A 22,265-nucleotide genomic window follows, 5' to 3' on the forward strand; every position below is an offset into this window, starting at 1 on the left:
TGGCCGTTTTCCACGCAAGCACAAGGAGAAAGCAATGAGACAACCCCACTGGACGATCGCGGCGTTCGCCGCCGGCGTGCTCGCCGTATCGGGGCTCGCCCGTGCGCAGATGCCGAGCGAGCCGCCCGCGTCGAATTCGCACGTGCCGGGCGGCGTGATCAACCCGTCGTCGGGCGCGGGCGGCGCAGGCGACCCCGGCATCGCCAAAGCGCCGAAGGGCGTCGACGCGGAGTTCGTCGACAAGGCCGCGATGGCCGGCAAGGCGGAAGTGCAGGCGAGCCAGCTCGCGCTGAAGCAGGCGCAGTCGGCGGACGTGCGGGCGTTCGCGAAGCGGATGGTCGCGGATCACGGCAAGGCGAACGCGAAGCTCACCGAACTCGCCGCGCGCAAGGGCATGAAGCCGCAGGTCGACCAGATCTCGGATCCGGACGTCGACGCGCTGCGCGGCAAGCGCGGGCACGACTTCGATACCGCGTATCTCGCGGCGGCCGGCCCCGATGCGCACAAGAAGGCGGTCGCGTTGTTCGAGGACGAAGCGCGCGACGGCAAGGACGCGCAGCTGCGCGCGTTCGCGAAGTCCACGCTGCCGACGCTCAGGCATCACCTGAGCATGGCGGAGACGCTCGCACGCAAGGTGGGCGCGCAATAACGCGCGCCCGGTTCCACCCCTGGGCCGCACGTGCGGCCCGCTTTTTCGGAGAAGCAGTCATGGCCCAACGGCAATCGAAGCACGAAGGTATCCTCGAACTGCTCTGCCAGGCATACGAAACCGAGCTTGGCGGCGCGAAGATCTACGAGGCCGCGCTCCAGTGCGCGACCGACGAGGACCTGCACAAGGAATGGGAGAAGTACCATCGCGAGACGATGCATCACCAGGAGGTGCTGCGCAAGGTATTCGCCACGCTCGGCCTCGATCCCGACGCGCAATCGCCGGGGCGCGCCGCGGTGGCGGCGACCGGCGAGTCGCTGGTGCGGGTGATCGAGCAGGCGAAGAAGCAGGCCGATCCGGCCGTCGCGCAGGTCGTCGCGGCCGAGTGCGTGGTGCTCGCCGAAACCAAGGACCACCTGAACTGGGAGCTGATCGGCTATGCGGCCGACCAACTGCCCGACAGCGACGCGGCGAAGGCGCTGAAGGCCGCGCACGACGAGGTGGAGGCCGACGAGGATCATCACCTGTATCACACGCGTGGCTGGGCGCGCGAGATGTGGATCGAGTCGATGGGCTTCAAGGCGGTGCTGCCGCCGCCGGAGGAAGTGAAGAAGGTGGAGTCCGCCGCCGATGCGGCGCGTGCCGAGCGTTCGCGCGGCAAGATGATGTAATGCCCGGGCGGGCGGTGTCGTGCGGCGCGGCCGCCCGCCTGCAGGCCAATCAGGTTGCGTACGCAACCGTCTGCACGTCCCCCGCTGCGATTCATCACGTCAGCACGTCGACGATCATCGTCATCACCGACACCGCCATCAGCGCGACCGCCAGCCAACCCAGCAGTTTCGATACCGGGCCGCTGCCGGGCTGGCCGGCCGCATCGCGCTTCTGCGACAGCAGCATCACGAACACGAGCATCGGCACCGCCGCGACGCCGTTGAGCACGGCGCTCCAGTACAGCGCGCGGATCGGGTCGATCGGACTGAAGCAGATCGCGATGCCGACGATCACGCACAGCGCCAGCACCGTGTAGAACGCGGGCGCGCGCCTCACCGGCTCGTTCAGCCCTTCGCGAAACCGCCACGCTTCCGCGCAACCGTAGGCGGCGCTGCCCGCGAATGCCGGAATCGCGAGCAGCCCGCAGCCGACGATGCCGAACGCGAACACCAGGAACGCGGCTTCGCCGGCGATCGGCCGCAGCGCCTCGGCGGCCTGCGCGGTGCTGCCGATGTCGTGCCGGCCGTGCGCGAAGAACACGGCCGCGCCGATCACCATGATGCAGAACGACACCGCGTTGGTGACGATCATGCCGCTCCACGTGTCGAACGTGATGCGCTGTTCGGTCTCGCGGCGCGCGCCCGGTGCGCACGACGCATCGCCGTTGCGGCGCTCCGCCTGGGTTTCCTCGACCTCGAGCGCGGCCTGCCACACGAACAGATAGGGGCTCAGCGTCGTGCCGAGCACCGCGACCGCGGTCGTCGCATAGTCGTGCGTGAACGAAATGTGCGGCAGCGCGATCGCATGCAGCAGGTTGCTCCAGTCGACGTGCACGAAGCCGAGTTCGATCACGTACGCGAGCAGGCCGAGCGTCATCCATTTGAGCCAGCGCGCGTAGCGCTCATACGACAGCAGCACCTGCAGCGCGAGCGACGCCAGGCCGTAGACCGGCGCATACCAGTAGCTGCGGCCGCCGACGACGAGCGCCGTCGCATCGCCCATCGCGGCGAGATCGGCGCCGACATTCACCACGTTGACGATCACGACCATCACGATCAGCCCTTTCGCGAGGCGCTCGGAGAACATTTCGCGGATGCCGGCCACGAGGCCTTCGCGATTGGTGCGCCCGATGAACGCCGCCGCGAGTTGCACGGCGACCATCATCGGCAGCGTGACGACGATCATCCACAGCATGTTGAAACCGAACTGGCTGCCGGCCTGCGCGTAGACGGCGACGTTGCTCGGATCGGCGTCGGACGCGCCCGCGAGCAGGCCGGGGCCGAGCCGCCGATACCACGGTTTCGCGGCGGTCGGCGGCGCGTCGGCTGCCGGCCGCGCGTCTTCGTCCAGTCCGCTCATCCGGCGTCCCCGTGCGACGGGCGAGCGCCGCCGTGCCGCCGCTCGCGTGCGAGGCGCGACGCGGTGCGCAACGCATCGACCAGCGTGCGGTACGCGTGTTCGCGGGAATCGGCGCCGCGCGTGCGCAGCACGTACGACGGGTGATAGGTCGCGACGACGAGCCGGCCGTCGGCGGTGCGCACCGGGGCGCGCGTGCGCTCCAGCGTCGCGTCGTTGTCCTGCAGCACCGCGCGCAGCGCCGTCGCGCCGAGCGCGACCACCACGCGCGGCTGGACGGCTTCGAGCTCGCGCTCGAGCCAGTAATGGCACGCGGCCACTTCGCGCTGCGCCGGCGTCTTGTGCAGCCGCCGCTTGCCGCGCGGTTCCCATTTGAAATGCTTGACCGCGTTCGTCAGGTAGACGTGCGAGCGTTCGATCCCGGCGTCGTCGAGTGCGCGGTCGAGCATGCGGCCGGCCGCGCCGACGAACGGCAGGCCCGTGCGGTCCTCCTGGTCGCCCGGCTGTTCGCCGACCAGCATGATCGGCGCGTCGACCGGGCCGGCACCCGGCACCGGTTGCGTCGCGTGTTCCCACAGCGCGCAGCGGCGGCACGCGTCGAGCGTGGCCGGCGCATCGTCGTCGGTTGGCGTCGCCGTCGCCGTCGGTTTCGGCGTCGGCGTCGACGTCGACTTCGGACGGTCGGGTGCCTTACGGGTCATGCGGCGCCTCCGGCGCAGGCCGAAACAGCGGCGCGCCGCGATCGCGCGGAACATGCCGGCGCGCGCGCGGTCGCACGCGCAGAGGGACGCAAACCGGACGCTTGAAGCCGCATCGCGCGCATGAAGGACTCCTGGGTCGACGATGCGAAAGATGCAGCAACCGGCATGCCGCATGCAGTCGGTATGGGCGCGCGCCTTGCGGGGCAAGCCGGTCCAACGACAGGAGAAGCACGATGCAACCCGACCCCGGCGACGATCCGGCCGCCGACGACGTGCTGCTGTGGCGCGCACCCGACAGCGTGCCGCGCCGTCCGCGCCGCGTGCTGGTCGTCGACGACTATCGCGATGCGGCGGATGCGCTGCGCCTGCTGCTGGAGGCGCGCGGCTTCGAGTGCCGCGTCGCCGACGATCCGTTCGCCGTGTGCGACGTCGCGCGCGACTGGCAGCCATTCGCGGTCGTGCTCGACATCGCGATGCCGGGCCTCGACGGGTTGCAGCTCGCGGCGCTGCTACGGCGCGATCCGCGAACGTCGGACATGCTGCTGGTCGCGTGCAGCGGGCTCGCGTCGCGGCGCGATTGCGAACGGGCGAAGGAAGCCGGCTTCGACGCGCACTGCGCGAAGCCGCTGACGCCGCACCGGCTGCTGGGCTACCTCGAATCGGCGAGCGGCGGCGCCGTGAGGCCCGACGAGGACGTTACACGCTCCTTGTAAAAAGGCTGGCGGGTGCCGGACGCGCCGCCCGCGCCGCGGCGCGAGGACAAAAAAACGCCCCGCGCGAGCGGGGCGTGTCGAATGAATGCGGAACGCAGGCGCCGGCGAACCGACGCGCGTCACGGGACGGTCAGTGACGGCCGCGCGTGCGCGGATCGTCGAGGTCCTCGGTCGGGTCGGTCAGCCCGAGTTCGTCGCCGGCGCTCCAATACGGCGTGCTCCCGTAGAACTCGTGCAGCGGCTCGGCCCATTGCGGATCGGCCATCGCCGGCCAGTGGTCCTTGTCGAACCCCGGCGCATTGCGAATCCGCTCGGACGAAACCGACAGCAGGAAGCACTTGCGTTCGGTGTCGAGCGTCAGCGCGCTCCACGGGATCGCGTGCAGCTTGTCGCCGATGCCGAGGATGCCGCCGCTCGACAGCACCGCGTACGCGATGCGGCCCGAGCGCACGTCGAGCATGATGTCCTTGATCTTGCCGACATCGTCGCCGTCGGTCGTGTAGACCTTGTCGCCTTCCAGCGTATCGGCCGCCATCACGTCGGGGCCGGGGCCGGCCGCCGTCGCGGCGCCCTTGCCGATGATGCGGGTCTGACCTTGATCGGAAGTCTGCATGGTTTCCTCCTGGCTGCGTGGGGCGCGACCGTGCCCGGGGGGCGGGCCCTGCGGGTCGCGCGGGTTGTCGAGGCGAAGCGGGAATCGCTCCGTCACGTCTGCTTCGGTTGCGACACGCCTTCCAGCGTGTTCGCGACGTCGTCGCGCTCGGGGCTGGCCGTGCGCGTCGCGATGTCGGCGAGCGACAGCATGCCGACCAGTCGCTTGTCGTGATCGACGACGGGCAGCCGGCGCAGTTGCGCGTCGGCCATGTAGTGCTGGATCTCGTCCAGCGGATCGTCGTCGAAGCACCATTCGATCGGGCCGGATGCGACCTCGTGGATTCGCGTCTCCGGCGGCTTGCCGGCCGAGATCGCGCGCACCGCGAGGTCGCGGTCCGTCACCATCCCGATCAGCCGGTTGTTGTCGCACACGGGCAGCGCGCCGATGTCGTAGCGCTCCATCAGTTGGGCGGCGTGACGGATCGAGTCGGTCGGGGCGATCCGCACGACGTCCTGCGACATGATTTCGTTGACGCGATGCATGAAATTCTCCTTGCGGGTGTTGAAGCAATGTGCCGATGCGGCTGTTGCGATCCAGCAAACCGCGTGCCGTGCACGCGGCTCGTCTCGTCACTTGTCGTCGCGTTTGCGCTTGTCGTCCCACGGCCCGCCGTCGTGCGTGCCGGGCGGCGTGTCGGGCTCGATGCGCGTGACGCCGCCGGTCGCGGGCGGGTCGCTGGCCGGAAACGTGTCCTCGAGCTGCTTGTCGATATGGCGCTCCGAATGGCGCGTGCGCGTGTGGTCCTGGTCCTTCAGCGGGGGTTGCGGGTCGGGCTGCCGCTCGCGCGCCGGTGCGTCTTGGCCGTGCCGGGTCGAATCCTTCATGGCGGTGCTCCGTATGGGTGACGAGGAGCCGCCTCTGGCGCAACCCGCGTTCCCGCTCCGCACGCACGGCACGCGACTTGCCGCTGCGACAGCGACGACCACGACGACGACCATGACGACACGGCGCAACAGGGTGCCTGCTGCGCGCACATCGAGCGGGAGGCACGATGACGATTCCGAAACGACGACCAGGGGTGCGCTACGAAATCAATGTATGCGGCGGCGGATTCGATTCGGTGAAAAGCCATTTCGATACGTGGAAACACGAACCGCTGATCTACCGGCCCGAGCGCCGGATGTTCGAAGGCAAGGCCGACGTGCGGCCGCTCGGCGACGAGACGTTCGGCGCGACCGAACCCGCGCGCTTCGCGCTGCAGCGCGCGTGCGAGCCGTCGGATCCGTATGCGCTTGCTGCGCGCGTGCGCGACGACGGCCGCGAGCTGTGGCTCGTGATGGCCGCGTACGACGCGTAGCGGCGTGCTTGCAAGATTTGCAGCGAGCGGTGTAGCGAAGGCACGGCGCGGCGCGCCGGACCGCGCGACTGCGTATCGATCCCCGCCGGCCCCCCCGCGTGCGGCCATCCGAACGGATGGCACGCGGCTTGCGAATCTTCGGTACGCGGCGCGTCGCGCCGATCCCGACCCGAACCCCGCAACGAGGGAATGAATGCCGATGACACACGAATCTGCGCAGTGGCTGCAACGGCCCGAACCGCCGTTGCCCGACATCGAGCCGGACCCCGCGCCGCCCGATCCCGACGACGTGCCGCCGGACATGCCCGAACCGTACCGGGAACCGGAGGGCGATCCGCCGGGGCATGCGCCGCCGGAACGCGATCCGCCGTCGCCGGAGCCCCCGGTGCGTGCAGGGCCGGCGGGCGCGATGCCGCCGAGACGAAGGGAGGGACTGCAATGAGCATCCGCGTGAAACCCGGCATGCTGCGCGACCTCGCCGAAACGCTCGGCCGCCATTTCGAGGCGCGCGCGATGCCGTTCCACGTCGAGGAGCACCCGGCCGGCGCATTGCATATCGGCTTTCGCGTCGACGGCCATCCGGCGTCGCTGACCGTGACGTTCGACGCCGATGCGTTCGGCGCGCTCGAACGGGCCGACATCGACCGGCAACGCGGCACGCTCACGCGCGTCGCGGCCGAATTCGACACGATGATGGCGCGCCGCGCACCGACCGCGTACGCGGGCGATTTCCATTTCAACCGGCTCTGAGCCGTGCCGCCACGGTGTAGCCCGGAGCCGTCGATTCCAGGGAGGAGGACTCGATGAACACGATCCAGACGATAGCCTGTGCGTTCGCCGCGGCGTGCGCGCTGGGCGCATGCACGCAACCGGCCAGCGGCCCGTACGGCACGCATGCGGCGCCGCCCGCGCCGCCCGACGGGCGCGGCGCGCAGTCGACCACGACGATGCCGGACGCGAACACGCGCTACGACACGCGTCCGTCGCCGGGCAACACGATGCCGCCGGGCACGACCGTCGACGTACCGGCAGACGTGCCGCCGCCGGGCCCGAACGGCACGCAGAGCGACCGGCCGCTGCCGGGCACGCCGCCGCCGATGCAGTACTGACGACACGACGCGTCACGGCATGCCGCACCGCGATGCGGCCGGAGGAACGCGATGGCGAATCAGCATGAGCACCTGGAGGACTGGCTGCGCGATGCGTACGCGATGGAGCGCCAGGCCGAGACGATGATCGATGCGCAGATGAAGCGGGTCGACCACTATCCGCAACTGCAGGACCGGCTGCGGCTGCATCTCGACGCCACGCTCGGCCAGCAGGCGCTCGTCGAAGCGTGCCTGATGCGGCTCGGCACGTCGCCGTCGGCGACCAAGGATCTCGCCGCGCGCGTCGCCGCGTACGGGCAGGTCGCGAGCGGCATGCTCGCGGACGACGAAGTCGTGAAGACGGCGCTCGCCGCTTACGCGTTCTCGCAGCTCGAGATCGCCGCCTACACGGCGCTCGTCGCGGCCGCGCAAGCTGCGGGCGAAGACGAAATCCGCGCGTGTTGCGAGCGGATCCTGCAGCAGGAGCGCGACATGACTGCGTGGCTGCTGCGCCATCTGCCCGAGTTGACGACCGCGTTTCTCGACCGTTCGGCGGTCGACCGCATCGACGCGAAACGATAGCCGCGCGGCCGCCGAGCCGCTTCCGGCGTGCGTCGTCTCCCGCGAGCGAAATACGTGCCCCCTAACTTGCCCCCGGCTTGTAAAAAAGCGGCTCTCGCACGCGGCGAAACGGGGCGCGAACCGGCGAGAGCCGCGTCGCAGCGCGCTTCGCGCGACTGGCATGGAAGCTGCATGACGTCCGGGAGAAGACATACCGCGAACCCGCGAACCCCACGTCAGGAGGCTTTCGATGCCCGTCTCGCTTGCGCTGCAGATGCGACAGCATCTGGCACTTACGCCGAGGCTCCAGCAGTCGCTGCGACTGCTTCAGTTGTCCTCGCTCGAGTTTCAACAGGAATTGCGCCAGGCGCTCGACATGAACCCGTTTCTGGAAGACGGCCAGAGCGACGACGAAACCGCTGCGGCGACCCCCGAGCAGCCGCCCGAAGCGGCGGCGCCCGACGCGGCGCCCGAGCGCGACGACATCCGGCCGCCGGACGGCGAGGTGCCGTTTACGGCCGCGCCCGCGCCGCGCGGCACGAGCCGTCAGGGCGACGACGCGGACGGCCTGTCGCCGGGCGAATGGATGGCCGCCGAGCCGTCGCTGCATCAGCAGCTGCACGATGCGCTGCGACTCTATCCGCTCAACCGGCGCGACCGCGAAGCCGCGCGCCTCGTGATCGATGCGCTGGACGACGACGGCTATCTGCGTCAGGAGCTGGCCGAACTGCTGGTCGCCGCCGATCCGGCCTTGCTGCTGTCGGAGCAGGATCTGGCGGTCGCGCTGCGGCTCGTGCAGATGCTCGACCGGCCGGGCATCGCGGCCCGCTCGTTGTCCGAGTGCCTGGTGCTGCAGCTCGACGCGATTCCGGCCGGCACGCCGGCGCTCGCGGAAGCGAAGGCGATCGCACGCGAGCATCTGGAGCGGCTCGCGCGCCGCGAGACGGCCGAGATCCAGCGGCGCCTCGGTTGCAACGCGCACACGCTGCAGGCGGCCTGCGCGCTGGTGCGCGGGCTCGATCCGCGCCCCGGCAATCACTACGGCAGCACGCGCGGCGACTACGTGGTGCCCGACGTGATCGTGCGCCAGGTGCGCGACGAATGGATCGTGACGATCAATCCAGCCGTGCTGCCGCGCGCCCGCTTGCACGAGCGCTATGCGACGCTGTTCGCGCAGTCGAGCGGCGAACGCGATTCGCCGCTCGGCCAGCAGTTGCAGGAAGCGCGCTGGCTGATCCGCAACGTGCAGAAGCGCTTCGACACGATCCAGCGCGTGGGCGAATGCATCGTCGCGCGTCAGCGCGATTTCTTCCGCTACGGCGAGATCGCGATGAAGCCGCTCGTGCTGCGCGACATCGCGGAAGAGCTCGACCTGCACGAATCGACCGTCTCGCGCGCGACCGGCAACAAGTACATGGCCACGCCGCACGGCACGTTCGAGTTCAAGCATTTCTTCCCGCGCAAGCTCGAGGCGGCCGGCAAGGGCGTGTGTTCGGCGTCGGCCGCGAAGGTGCTGATCCGCGACATGATCGCGGCCGAGCGGCATACCGACCCGCTGTCCGACGTCGCGCTCGCGGAGAACCTCGCGGGCCGCGGCATTCTTCTTGCGCGTCGCACGGTGACCAAGTATCGCCAGGCGATGAAGATTCCGCCGGCCGACCTGCGGCGTCGCGACGCCGCGTGACGGCCTCATTGTTCCAACCCGCGCGTGCCGCGCGTCGCGTCGGCTCGCGCGCCAACGAGAGGAGCGCAACCATGCCAGCCAAATCCCAGGCTCAGCAGCGCGCCGCCGGGGCCGCGCTGTCGGCCAAGCGCGGTGACACGAAAATGAAGGACCTGAAGCCGCCGTCGAAATCGATGGCCAAGTCGATGAGCGAGAAGGAGCTCGAGAAAATGGCTTCCACGCCCACGCACGGCAAACCGAAACACAAGCACGATGCGTGATCGGCGCCGACGTTTAGTGACGACTGCAGTCATCCAGGAGGGTTCCATGCTTCGATACGCCATCATCTTCTTCGTCATCGCGATCATTGCCGCCGTGTTCGGGTTCGGCGGCATCGCGGCCGGTGCGGCCGAGATCGCGAAGATCCTGTTCTACATCTTCGTCGTGATCTTCCTGGTCACGTTGCTGCTGGGCGTCGTGCGACGATGAACGTGATGCCCGACCGGTCGCAGCGCGTCGCGGAACTCGAGCACGCGTTCGCGATCGGTTTTCCGTCGCAGTCGACCGTCGTCGTGCATGCGGACGACGCGTCCGGGCGGCTGACGATCCACGTGTCGTGGGTGCGCGTGCCGTCCGACGAGGACGCGCGCGAATGGCGCTGCACGGTCGAGATGCGGTTCGACGCGGACGTGATCGAACGCTACGCGACGCTCGACACGGCCGACCGGCTGCGCGTGCGCACGCAGCTGTGCGACCGTGCGCGGCGCGCGGTGGACGAGCACAAGCCGCGCGTCGAGGACGCCGCGATCGAATGCAACGTCGCGCTCGACGTGACGGCCGCGGAATTCGACGCGGCGCTGCGCGCGCCCTGACGCCGCCACCGGCCCGCGGCCGTTCGCGGCACGCCGGGCCGGCTTTCCCTGCCGTCCGCACGCGCGCGCCGCGGCGCGGCGCCGTGCGGCAGCGGCTTCCTACCGAATTCCAAGAGGATACCTGACGATGACGACTCCCCCATCCGCCGGCAAGACGCCCCCGACGCAACCGCACGACAGCGCGAAGTCGCGTCAGCTCGACGAGCACCGTGCGCGGCCCGACGGCGAGGCGCTGCGGACCAACCAGGGCGTGCGGATCGCCGATAACCAGAACACGCTGCGCGGCGGCGCGCGCGGGCCGTCGCTGCTCGAAGACTTCATCATGCGCGAAAAGATCACGCATTTCGATCACGAGCGCATTCCGGAGCGGGTGGTGCATGCGCGCGGCTCGGCCGCGCATGGCGTGTTCCGCGTGTACGAACCGATGGCCGACTACACGAAGGCCGCGTTCCTGCAGGACCCGGCCGCCGAAACGCCGGTCTACGTGCGCTTCTCGACCGTGCAGGGGCCGCGCGGCTCGTCCGACACCGTGCGCGACGTGCGCGGCTTCGCGGTGAAGTTCTATACCGAGGAAGGCAACTACGACCTCGTCGGCAACAACATGCCGGTGTTCTTCATCCAGGACGCGATCAAGTTTCCCGACTTCGTGCACGCGGTGAAGCCCGAGGCGCCGAACGAGATGCCGACCGGCGCGTCCGCGCACGACACCTTTTGGGATTTCGTGTCGCTGGTGCCGGAAACGACGCACATGGTGCTGTGGCTGATGTCGGACCGTGCGCTGCCGGCCAGCTATCGCGCGATGGACGGCTTCGGCGTGCACACGTTCCGCTTCGTGAACGCGGCCGGCGTCGAGCGTTTCGTGAAATTTCACTGGCGGCCCGTGAGCGGCGCGTATTCGCTGCTGTGGGACGAGGCGCAGCGGATCGCCGGCCACGATCCGGATTTCAACCGGCGCGACCTGTGGACCGCGATCGAGCGCGGCGACTATCCGGAGTTCGAACTCGGCGTGCAGATGATCGACCCGGCCGATGCCGACAAATTCGACTTCGATCTGCTGGACCCGACCAAGCTCGTGCCGGAAGAACGCGTGCCGGTGCGGCCGATCGGCCGGATGACGCTGAACCGCAACCCCGACAACTTTTTCGCGGAGACCGAGCAGGTCGCGTTTCACCCGGGCCACGTGGTGCCGGGCATCGATTTCACGAACGACCCGCTGCTGCAGGGGCGGCTGTTCTCGTACACGGACACGCAGCTGAGCCGGCTCGGCGGTCCGAACTTCCACGAGATTCCGATCAACCGGCCGGTGTGCCCGTTCGCGAACAACCAGCGCGACGCGATGCATCGGCAGACGATCAACGTCGGGCAGGCGTCGTACGAGCCGAATTCGACGAGCGGCGGCTGGCCGCGCGAGACGCCGCCCGCGCCGTCCGGCGGCGGGTTCGAGACCGTGCCCGAGCCGCTCGAAGGCCACAAGGTGCGCGTGCGCAGCGAATCGTTCGCCGACCATTTCTCGCAGGCCGCGCTGTTCTACCAGAGCATGACCGACATCGAGCAGCGGCATATCCGCGACGCGTACTGCTTCGAGCTCGGCAAGGTGACGCAGCCGCACATTCGCGAGCGCGTGGTCAACGAGATCATCGCGCGCTTCGACGCGGGGCTCGCCGCGCAGGTCGCCGAACGGCTCGGGCTGCCTGCGCCGCAGGCGGGCGCGACGCCGGTCGTCGCGCAGCGTTCGCCGGCGCTGAGCCTGATCGGCCGCGCGAAGCCCGGCATCCGCTCGCGCAAGATCGCGCTGATCGCGACGCCCGGCGTGAATCAGGTGCTGGTCGAGCAGGTGCGCGACGCGTTGCTCGCCGCGCACGCGGTGCCGACGATCGTCGCGCCGACGCTCGCGCCGATCGGCGGCATCGTGCCGGAGGCGACACTGGTCGGCATGCCGTCGGTGATGTTCGACGCGGCATTCGTGTGCGGCGGCGACGGCGATGGCCGCGATCTCGCGCATAGCGCCGAGGCCCGCCATTTCGTGCGCGAGGCGTTCAAGCACCTGAAGCCGATCGCGGCCGTCGGCTCGGGGCGGCAACTGCTCAGCGCCGCGCACCTGCCGGACCCGGCCGAGGGCGTGTGCGTCGGGCAGCCCGTCGATATGGACAAGGTACTGAACACGCTGTCGGATCACCTCGGCCGGCATCGCGTCTGGGCGCGCGAACAGCAGGCGGCGGAGCTGCCGGCATAGGGCCGAAAGCGGCCCAAAGCGGCCAACAGCGGTTTGCGCCGTACCGCGCGCCTGCCTTCGGGCGGGCGCGCATTCGGCAAGGAGGAACACGCATGGCACCGCGGATGATATGGAAAGGCGCGATCAGCTTCGGGCTCGTGCACGTGCCCGTGCAGCTGTTTCCGGCGACGCGCACCGTGAAGCCGTCGTTCCGGATGCTCGACAAGCGCTCGATGGACCCGATCGGCTATCGGCAGATCAACAAGCGCACCGGCAAGGAAGTCACGCGCGAGGACATCGTGCGCGGCTACGAGTACGAGAAGGAGCGCTACGTCGTGCTCACCGACGACGAGATCCGCGCGGCGAATCCGGAATCGACGCAGACCGTCGACATCCTGACCTTCGTCGACGAGGACGCCGTGTCGTTCCTCTATCTCGACACGCCGTACTACCTGGTGCCGGACCGCAAGGGCGAGAAGGTCTATACGCTGCTGCGCGACGCGCTGAAGGACAGCGGCAAGATCGGCATCGCGCTCGTGGTGATGCGCGACCGCCAGCATCTGGGCGCACTGATTCCGGTCGGGCCGATACTCGCGCTCGACACGCTGCGCTGGCAGGAAGAACTGCGGCCGCTCGACGAACTGTCGGTGCCGGCCGGCGACGCGAAGGGCGCGGGCGTCACCGCGCGCGAGCTCGGGATGGCGAAGAAGCTGATCGACGACATGTCCGGCACCTGGACGCCCGACGAATATCACGACACGTTTCGCGACGACATCCTCGAACTGGTCGAGCGCAAGGTGCGTGCGGGCAAGATCGAGGAGATCGAGGATCGGCCCGCGCAGACCGGCCGCGCGGCGAGCAACGTCGTCGATCTCACCGAGTTGCTGAAGCGCAGCCTGAAGGGCGGCGCCGGTGCACGGGCGGCGGATCTGCGTGGCGAGCGCGACGAAGGGGAGGACGAGGCGCCGTCGTCATCGTCGCGGGGCGGCGCGCGCCGCAAGCCGCCTTCGAAATCCGCATCGAAAGGCACGACGACGAAAACCGCGGCAACCCAAACCGCGGCGAAGAAGACCGCCGCGAAACGCGGCGCCGCGAGCGACCATGCGACGAAGAAGACCGCCGCGCGCCGCAAGCACGCGGCGTGACGCCGATCATGCCGACTCCGATTTCGACTCCGATTCCGACGAGGTGACGCGATGGCGGGCAAGCTCGATCCGTATCGCCGCAAGCGCCATTTTGGCGCAACGCCCGAGCCCGAAGGCGCGCACGGGAAGCGGCGCACGAAGGCCGATGCGAAGGGCGACACGAAAGCGGGCACGAAGCCGAAGGCGAAGCCTGCCGCGCGCGCAAGCCATCCGCTGCGCTTCGTGATCCAGGAGCACCACGCGCGCCGGCTGCACTACGACTTCCGGCTCGAACTCGACGGCACGCTGAAGTCGTGGGCCGTGCCGAAGGGGCCGAGCTTCGATCCGCAGGTGAAGCGGCTCGCGGTGCACGTCGAGGACCATCCGCTCGAATACGCGTCGTTCGAAGGCGAGATTCCGGCCGGGCATTACGGTGCGGGGTCGGTCGTCGTCTGGGACGAGGGCACGTGGACGCCGGACGGCGGCGTTGCGCGGGCACGCGAAGGCTATCGGGCCGGCAAGCTGTCGTTCCGGCTCGACGGCGAGAAGCTGCACGGCGGCTGGGCGCTCGTGCGCAGCGGGCGGCAGGAAGGGCGCCAGGAGCAGTGGCTGCTGATCAAGGAGCGCGACGACGACGCCCGCAGCGCCGATGACTTCGACGTCGTCGGCGAGCGGCCGGGGAGTGTGCACGACGGCGCGTCGAACGGCGCGGCGCGCAAGCGCGCGGCTCGGCGCGGTCGATCGACGGGTGACGCCGGCGATGGACATGACGCGCGCCACGCCAGTGACGCCAGCCATGAAAGCCACGAAAGCCCGCGCCCCGCCGATCCGTCGCAGGTCGAAGGCGCGGTGCGTGCGCCGCTGCCGGAGCGCGTCGCCCCGCAACTGGCGACGCTGGTCGACGCGCCGCCGACCCACGGCGGCTGGTGCTACGAACTGAAGTTCGACGGCTATCGGATCCTCGCGCGCATCGCGGGGAAGGGCGCTCGCCGGCGCGTCACGCTGATGACGCGCGAAGGCCGCGACTGGACCGCGAAGCTGCGCGCGCAGCGCGACGCGCTCGCGGCGCTCGACGTCGACGACGCATGGCTCGACGGCGAGGCCGTCGTGCTCGGCGAAAACGGCTTGCCCGATTTCCAGGCGCTGCAGAACGCGTTCGGCGCGGACCGCTCGGACACGGTCACCTTCTTCGTATTCGATCTGCCTTATCTCGACGGCTACGACCTGCGCGACGCGCCGCTCACCGCGCGTCGCGCGCTGCTCGAACCGCTGCTCGCGAACAGCGACCCGGCGCGCGTGCGCTTTTCGCCCGATCTCGGCCAAGACGTCGCGTCGCTGATCGCGAGCGCGTGCGACACCGGCCTCGAAGGGCTGATCGGCAAGCGTGCGGACTCGCGCTACCGCGCCGGTCGTTCGCCTGCGTGGATCAAGCTCAAATGCCGGCGTCGGCAGGAGTTCGTGATCGGCGGCTTTACGGAGCCGTCCGGCAGCCGGCACGGCTTCGGCGCGCTGCTGCTCGGCGTGCACGAGCCGGCGCCGGCCGGCAAGCGGCGGCGCGGGCCGACGCCGCTGCGCTACGTCGGCCGCGTCGGCACCGGCTTCGACGCGCGGATGCTCGACCGTCTCGCCGCGATCCTGCGCAAGCACGAACGCGACACGATGCCGTTCGATGCGCCGCCGCGCGAACGCACGCGCACGCGCGTGCACTGGGTCGAGCCGACGCTCGTCGCCGAATGCGAATTCGCGGAATGGACCGGCGACGGGATCGTGCGACAGGCCGCGTTCATCGCGCTGCGCGACGACAAGCCGGCGGAGCAGATCGTCCGCGAAATGCCGAAACACACGGAAACGGAGGTGACGATGGATCAACGCCAGACCCCGCACGACGACACACGCAAGCGCGCATCGCCTGCCGCTCGCGACACCGCCGATCGCAAGCGCCCGTCACGTTCTCGTGCAGCCGCTCGCGCCGAAGGCGACGCGTCCGGCCCCGACACGCTCGGCCGCGTGCGCATCACGCATCCCGAGCGCGTGCTCGACCCGCAAAGCGGCACGCGCAAGATCGATCTCGCGCGTTACTGGCAGTGGGTCGCGCCGTGGCTGCTCGCCGACCTGAAAGGCCGGCCCGTATCGCTCGTGCGCGCGCCGGGCGACATCGCCGGCGAGCTGTTCTTCCAGAAGCACGCGGAGCGCCGCGAGATCCCGTTCGTCACGCAGCACGAAGGGCTCGATCCCGGCCACGGGCCGCTGCTGTCGATCGACAGCGTCGATGCGCTGCTCGGCGCCGCGCAGATGGGCACGGTCGAGCTGCACACGTGGAACGCGCACGCGTCGAACATCGAGCGGCCGGACCGCATCGTGTTCGACCTCGATCCCGACCCGGCGCTGCCATGGCGCACGATGATCGACGCCGCGCAACTCGTGCGCGGGCTGCTCGACGAGCTGGGGCTCGTGTCGTTCTGCAAGACGAGCGGCGGCAAGGGGCTGCACGTCGTCGTGCCGCTCACGCGGCATGCGGGCTGGGACGACGTGAAGGACTTTTCGCGCGCGGTCGCGCAGCACGTCGCCGGCACGCTGCCCGACCGTTTCACCGCGACGATGGGGCCGCGCCACCGGCGCGGCAAGATCTTCGTCGACTATCTGCGCAACGGGCGCGGCGCGAGCACGATCGCCGCGTATTCGGTGCGCGCGCGGCCCGGCATGGGCGTGTCGGTGCCGCTCGACTGGGACGAGGTGCCCGACACGACGGGCGGCGCGCAATGGACGATCGATACGCTGCACGAGCGGCTGGACACGCTGAAGCGCGATCCGTGGGAAGGCTATGCGAGCACGCGCCAGCGCATCACCGCGGCGATGCGGGCGCGGCTCGACGCCGGTGCGTGAAGCGTCAGCGCCGATGCTGCTGCAGCCGGTAATACCAGTTCATCAGCGGCGTCGCGGAGATCCCGTGCGCGACCACCGAAGCCGATACCACGGCCAGCACCGGCGCCGCGAGCGGGCGCACCACGTCGGACGGCCCGTGCTCGAGCGCGAACAGCAGGTAGTAGAACGAACCGATCCCGCGGATGCCGAACCACGCCATCAGCCGCCGCTGCGCATGCGTCGCGCGCGAGCCGGTGAGCGTGACCAGCACCGCGAGCGGACGCACGACGACGAACAGCGCGGCGGCCAGCGCGATGGCGCCCCACGTGAGCAGCGGGCCGGGCAACGTCGCGAGCACGCTGCCGATCATCGTCATCACGATCGCTTCGGCGATCCGTTCGAGCTCGATCGTGAAGCCGAGCACCGATTCGGCCATGAACGCATGCGCTTTGTCCGGATGCTTCTCGGTGGCGACCACGTCTTCCGAGTCGATCTGGCCGATTACTTCGCGCGGTGGCCGGTCGCCGCTCGCGCGATGCTCGACCCACCGCATCGCGACGCCGGCCGCGAACGTCGCGATGAAGCCGAACGTGTGCGCGAGCTGCGCGGCGCCGAACGACAGCACGATCAGCGCGAGCGCGAAGAAGCCTTCGAGGCCGAGCGCCTGGCCGTGGCGCGTGCGCAGCCACCCGATCGTCTTCGTCGTGACCCAGCCGAGCCCGCCGCCGATCGCGGCCGCACCGGCGATGCCCCACAGCGCGACGAGCGCGAACGTGCCGGACAGCGGCGGGATGCCGTGCGTGGCGCCCGGTGCGCCGCACAGCGCGAGCCCCGCGAGCGCGAACGGCAGCGCGATGCCGTCGTTCATCCCGCCTTCGCCGGACAACGCGAAGCGCACCAGGTCGCGATCGCCCGGATCGTGCACCTGCACGTCGTGCGCGAGCACCGGGTCGGTCGGCGCGAGGATCGCCGCGAGCAGCAGCGCGGGGCCCCAGCCGAGGGCCAGCGCGAGCACCGCGCATGCGGCGAGCAGCGGCACGGTGACGATCATCGCGAGCAGCCCGAGACGGCACGGCACGAGCCACAGCTTGTCGGACAGCGGCACGCGCAGCCGCAGCCCGATCGCGAACAGCGACACCAGCAGCGCGACTTCGACGATCTCGCGCAGCAGCGGCCCGTCGCGTTCGAGGTCGAGATGCAGCAGGCCGGCGCCGGCCGGGCCGAGCGCGACGCCGAGCACCAGGTAAATCATGGCCGAGCTGCATGGCAGGTGGCGCAGCGCCGACGTCACGACGCCCATGCCGAGCAGCACGGCGCCGATGATCAGGTACCAGAGGGTTTCGTGCATGCGTGTGAATCGCAGGGAGGGAGACGGGCGGCGTGCCAGCCGTCACGGCTTGCGGCCGAAGGCTTCGCGCAGTTTCCGCTTCGCGCGTTCGAGCGTCGTACGGCGCGTCTTCGGCAGGTTGCGGCCCGCGCGGTTCACGTAGAAGTTCAGCATCGACATCGCCGACTGGAACGGCGACGCCTTGCGGCGGCGGCTGTGCTCGGCCGAGTGCTTCAGCGACGCCGCGATCGCGGCCGGATCGTCGGATTTGAAGATGTCGGGCTCGATGTCGAGCGCATCGCTTTTTTGCGTGACTTCGCCGGACCAGCGCTTGCGGTGGGCCGGGTCGGCGCTGCGCGCGCGGCCCGGGCGGCGCGTGTGGCGCTTGCCGTGCGCATGGGAAGCAGAGGCGGAAGCGGAAGGCATCAGGCAGGGGCTCCGTATGAGGTGACAGAAAGGTCGTGTGGACAGAGGCGCCGCAAATCCCGTGCCGCGTCGCGAGCGCGGCCAGTGACGGCATGGGCCTTGCTGAGACGTCGGAGCAGGAATTTCCATCACGCGATCACCCATAGGGAGAAAACGCCATGAAATCAGCATTCGAATCGAAGTTTGTCGCGCGGCGCGTGCTGGCCTGCGCGGCCGTCGCGATCGTCGCGGCGGCGCCGGCCGCGTGGGCGCAGAATTCGCAGCGCTCGGACGAGGGCACCGGCGCGCCGAATCCGTCGATGGACATGTCGACGCCGAGCGCCAACGGCAATACGGCCGCGCCGCCTCCGCCGGCGGGCACGCAACGGCATGGCGCGAAGCACGGGATGCGTTCGCATAGCGGGGCGGCCGGCCACGTGAAGCCGGGCGGCGGCCCGAACGGCGCGGGCCAGGGCGGTAGCGGCGCCGCGGGCGGCGGTGTCGGCGGCGGCTCTGGCGGCGCCGGCGGGTCGGGCGGTATGGGCGGCTCGGGTGGAACGAGCGGCACGGGCGCCGGCAACGGCGGTTCGGCGGGCTCGACGGGCACGGGCGGCGGCGGGGCCGGCGGCACGGGCGGCGGGTCCAGCGGTTATTGACGGTGTCGTGCCGGCGCGGCCGGCACGGCGCGATGGCGGCGCGGTTTCCCGGGACGGGCGCGCCGCCACCACGCAGGAGGACATCATGCAATCGAATTCCCGGATTTTCCTGGAGCACGACGAGATCGACGGCGAGGCAAGCGACATGGACGATCTCGACACGACGGTCCACGTGGACGTCGAAACGGGCAGGGTCATGTTCCACGCAGCGTGGGCGAACGCCGTCGAGGCGCCGCCCGAGGCGGCCCGGCATTCGGTCGTGCTCGCACTCGAATGCTCGACGATGGAACGCTACGCGGATCTCGACGAAGGCGCGCGGATGCGCGTGCACGCGATGCTGCACGACGCCGTGCAGCAGACGCTCGAGCAATTGCCCGATACCGGCGAAAACCTGACGCTGACGGTCGAGCTGACCGACGCGATGCTCGACGCCGCCCGTCATCTTCAGTAATCGCATCGGATCGACGTGCGGCGTCGCCGCGACGTTGCGTTACATCCCGTTGAAATCTTTGCAGCCGGGCGCGGCGACGTGCAGCGGCGCCGATGCCGCCCGTTCGCGGGTGGCCGCCATCGATGGCGGGTCGTTCCCCTTTGTGCCGCGCTACGCACGGCGCGACGACGCACATGGGCAGCGGCTTCCGCGGCCGGAACGGCGATTGCTGCGCGACAGGCAACGGCACGACATGTGCCGACCTGTCTCTATCCCCATCCCATCCACGGAGGCATTCATGAGCGGCAGGCTGGATCATTGCAAGGTAGCGATTCTGGCGGTCGACGGCTTCGAGGAAGCCGAGCTCGTCGAACCGCAGCGCGCGCTTGCGGCCGAAGGCGCGCAGGTGGACGTGATTTCGCAGCAGCGCGGCGAGATCCAGGGTTTCCGGCACGTCGACAAGGGCGAGCGCGTGAAGGTCGACCGCACGTTCGACGATGCGCGCGAAGGCGACTACGACGCGGTCGTGCTGCCGGGCGGCGTCATCAACGGCGATGCGATCCGGATGGTGCCGGCCGCGCGCGAATTCGTGACGGCGGCCGTCGGCGCCGGCAAGCCGATCGCCGCGATCTGCCACGGCGGCTGGCTGCTGGTATCGGCCGGGCTCGTCGAAGGCAAGACGATGACGAGCTGGCCGAGCCTGCAGGACGACATCCGTCACGCGGGCGGCAAGTGGGTGGACGAGGAAGTCGTGCGCGACGGCAACCTGATCACGAGCCGCAAGCCGGACGATCTGCCCGCATTCAACGGCGCGCTGATCGAGCGCCTCGCGTCGCGGAGGGCCTGAGCCGATGCCGGCCGATTCCCCACGCCGCGTGACGCTGACCGACGAACCGCCCACGTTCGACGGCGCGGCGCTGCAGTTGCGCTTCGTCGTCGACGTCGACGGGGTGCCGCACGCCTGCGCGATCACCGTCGAGGCGCTGGAAGATCATTTCGGCGCGCACTCCGCGCTGGAGGCCGATTTGCGCGACGCGTTCGAGCGCGGCCGTGCGCGTATCGAAGCCGCGTGCGCGGACGTGCTGGCGAGCGGCAACCACGACGTGGTGCTGCACAGCGGGTATTTCCGTGCGCCGGCCGGGCGTGCGCGGGCTGGGTTGTTTGGCCCGCGGGGGTCGTGAGCGGCGGCGCAGTCCCCAGGTGTTGCGCCCGCTTTTACGCCGTCCGTGTGCGGCCCGCTGCCCTTACATGCCGTTGAAAACTTTGCAGCGGCTCGAACGCGCCGTGCGGTGCCACATCGCGCGGCGCGCGCATCGCACGGCCACCACTCGAATAACACCGATTGGCACGTTCCCTGCATGCCCGTAACGTCGCCGGCGCACGATTCGCGCCGCTGCCGATGCGACGCCGGTGTCGCGTCGCGCATCGCCGCCAACGGGGAAACGAGCATGCTGACCGCACACGAATTTGCCGCGCTGTTCCTGGCGCATCACGCGCCGGAACAGATCCAGATCGACCGCGACGACATCGTCGCGCTCGTCGAACAACACCTGATCGTGATGGAGCGCGACGCTGCGTCCGGCCAACACCGGCCCGCGCTGACTGCCGACGGCCTGTCGGTCCTGCGCTGCGTGCAGCGGCAGGACGGGGCCCGGTTCGACGCCACGGAAGCGTGACGCACCGGGCCGCGCGCGGCGCTCACCGCGCGATCGCGACGGGCGCATTGACCTGCACGACCGGCGGCTGGCCTTCGAACGGCGGCGCGTACAGGAAGCGGTCGATCACGCCGGCCTCGAACAGCAGACAGTAGGTCGAGCCGCCGAACTGGAAATAGCCGATCTCGTCGCCCTTGTCGACGCGCTGCCCCGGCATGACCTCGATCACGCACGACGACACGTCGCCCATCCCGACGAACACGGCGGCCACCGTGCCGATGCCGGGATCGTCGCTCGAGATCGCGACCACCGCGCGCGCGGCGACCGCCGTCATGTAGCCCTGCGAGTCGTTGAGCCCGGCCGGGTCCGGGCCTTCCGCTTCGGCGACCGAGTAATAGGCGCCGTCCACCCGATACGCGTGGGTGACTACCCCACGCACCGGCGCATGCCAGCGATGGTAGTTGTACGCGCTGAGGTAGGCCTGGTAGACGTCGCCGCCGACGAAGCGCTCGGCGAGCGACAGCCACGCGGGCGTGAAGAGGTCGCGCAGCGAGTACGGCTGCGACTTGATCCAGAACGTGTCGCGCAGCTTCACGTTCGTTTCGGTGTGATACGGCGACGCTTCGCACGCGCTGACGATCACGTGCGGATCGTCGGGCGCCGCGACGGGCCGCGCGCCGTCGCGAAAGCGCCGCGTGAAGAAGTCGTTCCACGAATCGAAGCCCCAGTGCGGCTGGTCTTCGCGATACTGGAACTGCGACAGCGCGAGGCGCTTGCGCGCTTCGTCGCAGAACCAGCCGTCGGGCGGCGACGTGTCGAGATGCGCGCGCGAATGCGGGCCGCCGAGGAAGTCGCACCACGCATTCAATACGCGCTTCAACTGCGCATTGACCGACGCGTCGCGAAACACCGCGTGACCCGACGGCATGCACATCGGCCAGTCGAGGAAGGCGTTCAGCGGGCACACGATCAGGCTTTCCTCGCTGAACGGCGGCGTGTAGGTCATCAGATGGTCGAGCACCGTCATCAGCTCGCCGATCGATGCGTAGCCGAGCCGGTATCCCGCTTCGAGCGCTTCGTCGATCGCGCGCGTCAGGCTCATGTGCAGCACCGCGTTGTCGTCGAACAGCCGCGCGAGTTCCTGGACGGCCGGCGTGCGCAGCCGGTCGCCGGCATGCGCGCGCGCTTCGTTCGCCATTTTTTCGCGGAACGCGGCCATGTGCGATTCCTCGGTGGCCATCCATCCGCCGAGGCGGCGGCGTGTGGCGGGCGGCGCGTTGCGATTCGTCATCGTCACCTCCGGAACGGTTAGGGGGCGAAGCGATGGA

At 69.8% G+C, this 22,265-nt stretch carries 28 protein-coding genes; 20 read left to right on the top strand and 8 right to left on the bottom strand.

Going from position 1 to position 22,265, the window contains the following annotated elements:
- The first annotated feature begins 34 nt into the window (after positions 1–34).
- The gene (locus tag J8I33_RS19665) at positions 35–649 is read left to right on the top strand and encodes a DUF4142 domain-containing protein (protein WP_209938796.1); all 615 of its coding nucleotides are present in this window, start codon (positions 35–37) and stop codon (positions 647–649) included.
- A 59-nt stretch (positions 650–708) separates the two neighbouring features.
- The gene (locus J8I33_RS19670) at positions 709–1,320 is read left to right on the top strand and encodes a DUF892 family protein (RefSeq protein WP_050013992.1); all 612 of its coding nucleotides are present in this window, start codon (positions 709–711) and stop codon (positions 1,318–1,320) included.
- 94 nt (positions 1,321–1,414) lie between these two features.
- On the opposite strand, the gene J8I33_RS19675 is transcribed toward J8I33_RS19670, so the two are convergent.
- Both J8I33_RS19675 and J8I33_RS19680 read right to left on the bottom strand, forming a co-directional pair.
- Positions 1,415–2,719 carry a divalent metal cation transporter gene (locus tag J8I33_RS19675; RefSeq protein ID WP_209938797.1) on the bottom strand — a complete coding sequence of 435 codons (1,305 nt, stop codon included), beginning with the start codon at positions 2,717–2,719 and terminating at the stop codon, positions 1,415–1,417.
- Entirely contained in the window at positions 2,716–3,417 is a 702-nt protein-coding gene (locus tag J8I33_RS19680) for a UdgX family uracil-DNA binding protein (RefSeq protein ID WP_245170058.1), read from the bottom strand. The genes J8I33_RS19675 and J8I33_RS19680 overlap by 4 nt, the downstream gene beginning before the upstream one ends.
- A 233-nt stretch (positions 3,418–3,650) precedes the next feature.
- Between J8I33_RS19680 and J8I33_RS19685 the strand changes: the two genes are divergently transcribed.
- Entirely contained in the window at positions 3,651–4,130 is a 480-nt protein-coding gene (locus J8I33_RS19685; protein ID WP_209924458.1) for a response regulator, read from the top strand.
- A 130-nt stretch (positions 4,131–4,260) separates the two neighbouring features.
- On the opposite strand, the gene J8I33_RS19690 is transcribed toward J8I33_RS19685, so the two are convergent.
- From J8I33_RS19690 to J8I33_RS19700, 3 genes are all read right to left on the bottom strand, one after another.
- Positions 4,261–4,743, bottom strand: coding sequence for a PRC-barrel domain-containing protein (locus J8I33_RS19690; protein WP_050013988.1), 483 nt, complete (start codon positions 4,741–4,743; stop codon positions 4,261–4,263).
- 92 nt (positions 4,744–4,835) lie between these two features.
- Entirely contained in the window at positions 4,836–5,267 is a 432-nt protein-coding gene (locus J8I33_RS19695) for a CBS domain-containing protein (RefSeq protein ID WP_050013987.1), read from the bottom strand.
- Positions 5,268–5,354: 87 nt separating this feature from the next.
- Entirely contained in the window at positions 5,355–5,609 is a 255-nt protein-coding gene (locus J8I33_RS19700; protein ID WP_050013986.1) for a hypothetical protein, read from the bottom strand.
- 167 nt (positions 5,610–5,776) lie between these two features.
- Here J8I33_RS19700 and J8I33_RS19705 point away from each other — a divergent pair, with 167 nt between their 5' ends.
- The 12 genes from J8I33_RS19705 to ligD all read left to right on the top strand — a co-directional run bounded on the left by J8I33_RS19705 (position 5,777) and on the right by ligD (position 16,485).
- A complete protein-coding gene (locus tag J8I33_RS19705) occupies positions 5,777–6,082 on the top strand; it encodes a hypothetical protein (RefSeq protein ID WP_027805702.1) in 306 nt (101 codons plus the stop codon).
- A gap of 193 nt (positions 6,083–6,275) precedes the next feature.
- Entirely contained in the window at positions 6,276–6,524 is a 249-nt protein-coding gene (locus J8I33_RS19710; protein WP_209924456.1) for a hypothetical protein, read from the top strand.
- Positions 6,521–6,832, top strand: coding sequence for a hypothetical protein (locus J8I33_RS19715; RefSeq protein WP_089490336.1), 312 nt, complete (start codon positions 6,521–6,523; stop codon positions 6,830–6,832). The genes J8I33_RS19710 and J8I33_RS19715 overlap by 4 nt, the downstream gene beginning before the upstream one ends.
- 53 nt (positions 6,833–6,885) lie before the next feature.
- Positions 6,886–7,191 (top strand): hypothetical protein, encoded by a 306-nt coding sequence (locus J8I33_RS19720; protein ID WP_089490337.1) that lies wholly within the window; start codon positions 6,886–6,888, stop codon positions 7,189–7,191.
- 51 nt (positions 7,192–7,242) lie between these two features.
- Entirely contained in the window at positions 7,243–7,752 is a 510-nt protein-coding gene (locus tag J8I33_RS19725; protein ID WP_209938798.1) for a DUF892 family protein, read from the top strand.
- Positions 7,753–7,981: 229 nt separating this feature from the next.
- Complete coding sequence (locus J8I33_RS19730) at positions 7,982–9,415, top strand: RNA polymerase factor sigma-54 (RefSeq protein WP_124555903.1); 1,434 nt, start codon at positions 7,982–7,984, stop codon at positions 9,413–9,415.
- A 71-nt stretch (positions 9,416–9,486) separates the two neighbouring features.
- Complete coding sequence (locus J8I33_RS19735; RefSeq protein ID WP_006498333.1) at positions 9,487–9,675, top strand: DUF3008 family protein; 189 nt, start codon at positions 9,487–9,489, stop codon at positions 9,673–9,675.
- 46 nt (positions 9,676–9,721) lie between these two features.
- Positions 9,722–9,883, top strand: coding sequence for a DUF1328 family protein (locus tag J8I33_RS19740; protein ID WP_006498332.1), 162 nt, complete (start codon positions 9,722–9,724; stop codon positions 9,881–9,883).
- Positions 9,880–10,266 carry a DUF3022 domain-containing protein gene (locus J8I33_RS19745; protein ID WP_209924455.1) on the top strand — a complete coding sequence of 129 codons (387 nt, stop codon included), beginning with the start codon at positions 9,880–9,882 and terminating at the stop codon, positions 10,264–10,266. The genes J8I33_RS19740 and J8I33_RS19745 overlap by 4 nt, the downstream gene beginning before the upstream one ends.
- Positions 10,267–10,393: 127 nt before the next feature.
- Positions 10,394–12,499 carry a catalase HPII gene (gene katE / locus J8I33_RS19750; RefSeq protein WP_209938800.1) on the top strand — a complete coding sequence of 702 codons (2,106 nt, stop codon included), beginning with the start codon at positions 10,394–10,396 and terminating at the stop codon, positions 12,497–12,499.
- Between the two features lie 92 nt (positions 12,500–12,591).
- Positions 12,592–13,623, top strand: a complete 1,032-nt coding sequence (locus J8I33_RS19755; RefSeq protein ID WP_209938803.1) for a Ku protein — start codon at positions 12,592–12,594, stop codon at positions 13,621–13,623.
- A 51-nt stretch (positions 13,624–13,674) separates the two neighbouring features.
- On the top strand, positions 13,675–16,485 hold the full coding sequence (ligD, locus tag J8I33_RS19760; protein ID WP_209938805.1) for a DNA ligase D: 2,811 nt from the start codon (positions 13,675–13,677) through the stop codon (positions 16,483–16,485).
- Between the two features lie 4 nt (positions 16,486–16,489).
- Here the strand turns inward: ligD and J8I33_RS19765 are convergent, their stop codons facing one another.
- Both J8I33_RS19765 and J8I33_RS19770 read right to left on the bottom strand, forming a co-directional pair.
- Entirely contained in the window at positions 16,490–17,812 is a 1,323-nt protein-coding gene (locus tag J8I33_RS19765) for a cation:proton antiporter (RefSeq protein ID WP_089490344.1), read from the bottom strand.
- Between the two features lie 42 nt (positions 17,813–17,854).
- Positions 17,855–18,217: a DUF3175 domain-containing protein gene (locus tag J8I33_RS19770; protein WP_050013976.1), complete on the bottom strand. Its 363-nt coding sequence runs from the start codon at positions 18,215–18,217 to the stop codon at positions 17,855–17,857.
- Between the two features lie 158 nt (positions 18,218–18,375).
- Between J8I33_RS19770 and J8I33_RS19775 the strand changes: the two genes are divergently transcribed.
- The 5 genes from J8I33_RS19775 to J8I33_RS19795 all read left to right on the top strand — a co-directional run bounded on the left by J8I33_RS19775 (position 18,376) and on the right by J8I33_RS19795 (position 20,958).
- Positions 18,376–18,852: a hypothetical protein gene (locus J8I33_RS19775; protein ID WP_209938806.1), complete on the top strand. Its 477-nt coding sequence runs from the start codon at positions 18,376–18,378 to the stop codon at positions 18,850–18,852.
- A gap of 85 nt (positions 18,853–18,937) precedes the next feature.
- Complete coding sequence (locus tag J8I33_RS19780; protein ID WP_050013974.1) at positions 18,938–19,303, top strand: DUF3022 domain-containing protein; 366 nt, start codon at positions 18,938–18,940, stop codon at positions 19,301–19,303.
- 277 nt (positions 19,304–19,580) lie between these two features.
- A complete protein-coding gene (locus tag J8I33_RS19785) occupies positions 19,581–20,129 on the top strand; it encodes a type 1 glutamine amidotransferase domain-containing protein (protein WP_209924449.1) in 549 nt (182 codons plus the stop codon).
- A 4-nt stretch (positions 20,130–20,133) separates the two neighbouring features.
- Positions 20,134–20,463 (top strand): DUF1488 domain-containing protein, encoded by a 330-nt coding sequence (locus J8I33_RS19790; protein WP_209924448.1) that lies wholly within the window; start codon positions 20,134–20,136, stop codon positions 20,461–20,463.
- Positions 20,464–20,730: 267 nt separating this feature from the next.
- On the top strand, positions 20,731–20,958 hold the full coding sequence (locus tag J8I33_RS19795; RefSeq protein WP_050014053.1) for a hypothetical protein: 228 nt from the start codon (positions 20,731–20,733) through the stop codon (positions 20,956–20,958).
- Between the two features lie 22 nt (positions 20,959–20,980).
- Here the strand turns inward: J8I33_RS19795 and J8I33_RS19800 are convergent, their stop codons facing one another.
- On the bottom strand, positions 20,981–22,228 hold the full coding sequence (locus J8I33_RS19800) for a phosphatidylserine decarboxylase family protein (protein ID WP_209938808.1): 1,248 nt from the start codon (positions 22,226–22,228) through the stop codon (positions 20,981–20,983).
- Between the last annotated feature and the right edge of the window lie 37 nt (positions 22,229–22,265).

Source organism: Burkholderia sp. AcTa6-5 (assembly GCF_017815075.1).
Lineage (GTDB): Bacteria > Pseudomonadota > Gammaproteobacteria > Burkholderiales > Burkholderiaceae > Burkholderia > Burkholderia sola.

Excerpts from the sequence above, each read along its gene's own strand:
- J8I33_RS19665 (WP_209938796.1), top strand. The coding sequence starts at position 35 with ATGAGACAACCCCACTGGACGATCGCGGCGTTCGCCGCCGGCGTGCTC.
- J8I33_RS19670 (WP_050013992.1), top strand. The coding sequence starts at position 709 with ATGGCCCAACGGCAATCGAAGCACGAAGGTATCCTCGAACTGCTCTGC.
- J8I33_RS19675 (WP_209938797.1), bottom strand. The coding sequence starts at position 2,719 with ATGAGCGGACTGGACGAAGACGCGCGGCCGGCAGCCGACGCGCCGCCG.
- J8I33_RS19680 (WP_245170058.1), bottom strand. The coding sequence starts at position 3,417 with ATGACCCGTAAGGCACCCGACCGTCCGAAGTCGACGTCGACGCCGACG.
- J8I33_RS19685 (WP_209924458.1), top strand. The coding sequence starts at position 3,651 with ATGCAACCCGACCCCGGCGACGATCCGGCCGCCGACGACGTGCTGCTG.
- J8I33_RS19690 (WP_050013988.1), bottom strand. The coding sequence starts at position 4,743 with ATGCAGACTTCCGATCAAGGTCAGACCCGCATCATCGGCAAGGGCGCC.
- J8I33_RS19695 (WP_050013987.1), bottom strand. The coding sequence starts at position 5,267 with ATGCATCGCGTCAACGAAATCATGTCGCAGGACGTCGTGCGGATCGCC.
- J8I33_RS19700 (WP_050013986.1), bottom strand. The coding sequence starts at position 5,609 with ATGAAGGATTCGACCCGGCACGGCCAAGACGCACCGGCGCGCGAGCGG.
- J8I33_RS19705 (WP_027805702.1), top strand. The coding sequence starts at position 5,777 with ATGACGATTCCGAAACGACGACCAGGGGTGCGCTACGAAATCAATGTA.
- J8I33_RS19710 (WP_209924456.1), top strand. The coding sequence starts at position 6,276 with ATGCCGATGACACACGAATCTGCGCAGTGGCTGCAACGGCCCGAACCG.
- J8I33_RS19715 (WP_089490336.1), top strand. The coding sequence starts at position 6,521 with ATGAGCATCCGCGTGAAACCCGGCATGCTGCGCGACCTCGCCGAAACG.
- J8I33_RS19720 (WP_089490337.1), top strand. The coding sequence starts at position 6,886 with ATGAACACGATCCAGACGATAGCCTGTGCGTTCGCCGCGGCGTGCGCG.
- J8I33_RS19725 (WP_209938798.1), top strand. The coding sequence starts at position 7,243 with ATGGCGAATCAGCATGAGCACCTGGAGGACTGGCTGCGCGATGCGTAC.
- J8I33_RS19730 (WP_124555903.1), top strand. The coding sequence starts at position 7,982 with ATGCCCGTCTCGCTTGCGCTGCAGATGCGACAGCATCTGGCACTTACG.
- J8I33_RS19735 (WP_006498333.1), top strand. The coding sequence starts at position 9,487 with ATGCCAGCCAAATCCCAGGCTCAGCAGCGCGCCGCCGGGGCCGCGCTG.
- J8I33_RS19740 (WP_006498332.1), top strand. The coding sequence starts at position 9,722 with ATGCTTCGATACGCCATCATCTTCTTCGTCATCGCGATCATTGCCGCC.
- J8I33_RS19745 (WP_209924455.1), top strand. The coding sequence starts at position 9,880 with ATGAACGTGATGCCCGACCGGTCGCAGCGCGTCGCGGAACTCGAGCAC.
- katE (WP_209938800.1), top strand. The coding sequence starts at position 10,394 with ATGACGACTCCCCCATCCGCCGGCAAGACGCCCCCGACGCAACCGCAC.
- J8I33_RS19755 (WP_209938803.1), top strand. The coding sequence starts at position 12,592 with ATGGCACCGCGGATGATATGGAAAGGCGCGATCAGCTTCGGGCTCGTG.
- ligD (WP_209938805.1), top strand. The coding sequence starts at position 13,675 with ATGGCGGGCAAGCTCGATCCGTATCGCCGCAAGCGCCATTTTGGCGCA.
- J8I33_RS19765 (WP_089490344.1), bottom strand. The coding sequence starts at position 17,812 with ATGCACGAAACCCTCTGGTACCTGATCATCGGCGCCGTGCTGCTCGGC.
- J8I33_RS19770 (WP_050013976.1), bottom strand. The coding sequence starts at position 18,217 with ATGCCTTCCGCTTCCGCCTCTGCTTCCCATGCGCACGGCAAGCGCCAC.
- J8I33_RS19775 (WP_209938806.1), top strand. The coding sequence starts at position 18,376 with ATGAAATCAGCATTCGAATCGAAGTTTGTCGCGCGGCGCGTGCTGGCC.
- J8I33_RS19780 (WP_050013974.1), top strand. The coding sequence starts at position 18,938 with ATGCAATCGAATTCCCGGATTTTCCTGGAGCACGACGAGATCGACGGC.
- J8I33_RS19785 (WP_209924449.1), top strand. The coding sequence starts at position 19,581 with ATGAGCGGCAGGCTGGATCATTGCAAGGTAGCGATTCTGGCGGTCGAC.
- J8I33_RS19790 (WP_209924448.1), top strand. The coding sequence starts at position 20,134 with ATGCCGGCCGATTCCCCACGCCGCGTGACGCTGACCGACGAACCGCCC.
- J8I33_RS19795 (WP_050014053.1), top strand. The coding sequence starts at position 20,731 with ATGCTGACCGCACACGAATTTGCCGCGCTGTTCCTGGCGCATCACGCG.
- J8I33_RS19800 (WP_209938808.1), bottom strand. The coding sequence starts at position 22,228 with ATGACGAATCGCAACGCGCCGCCCGCCACACGCCGCCGCCTCGGCGGA.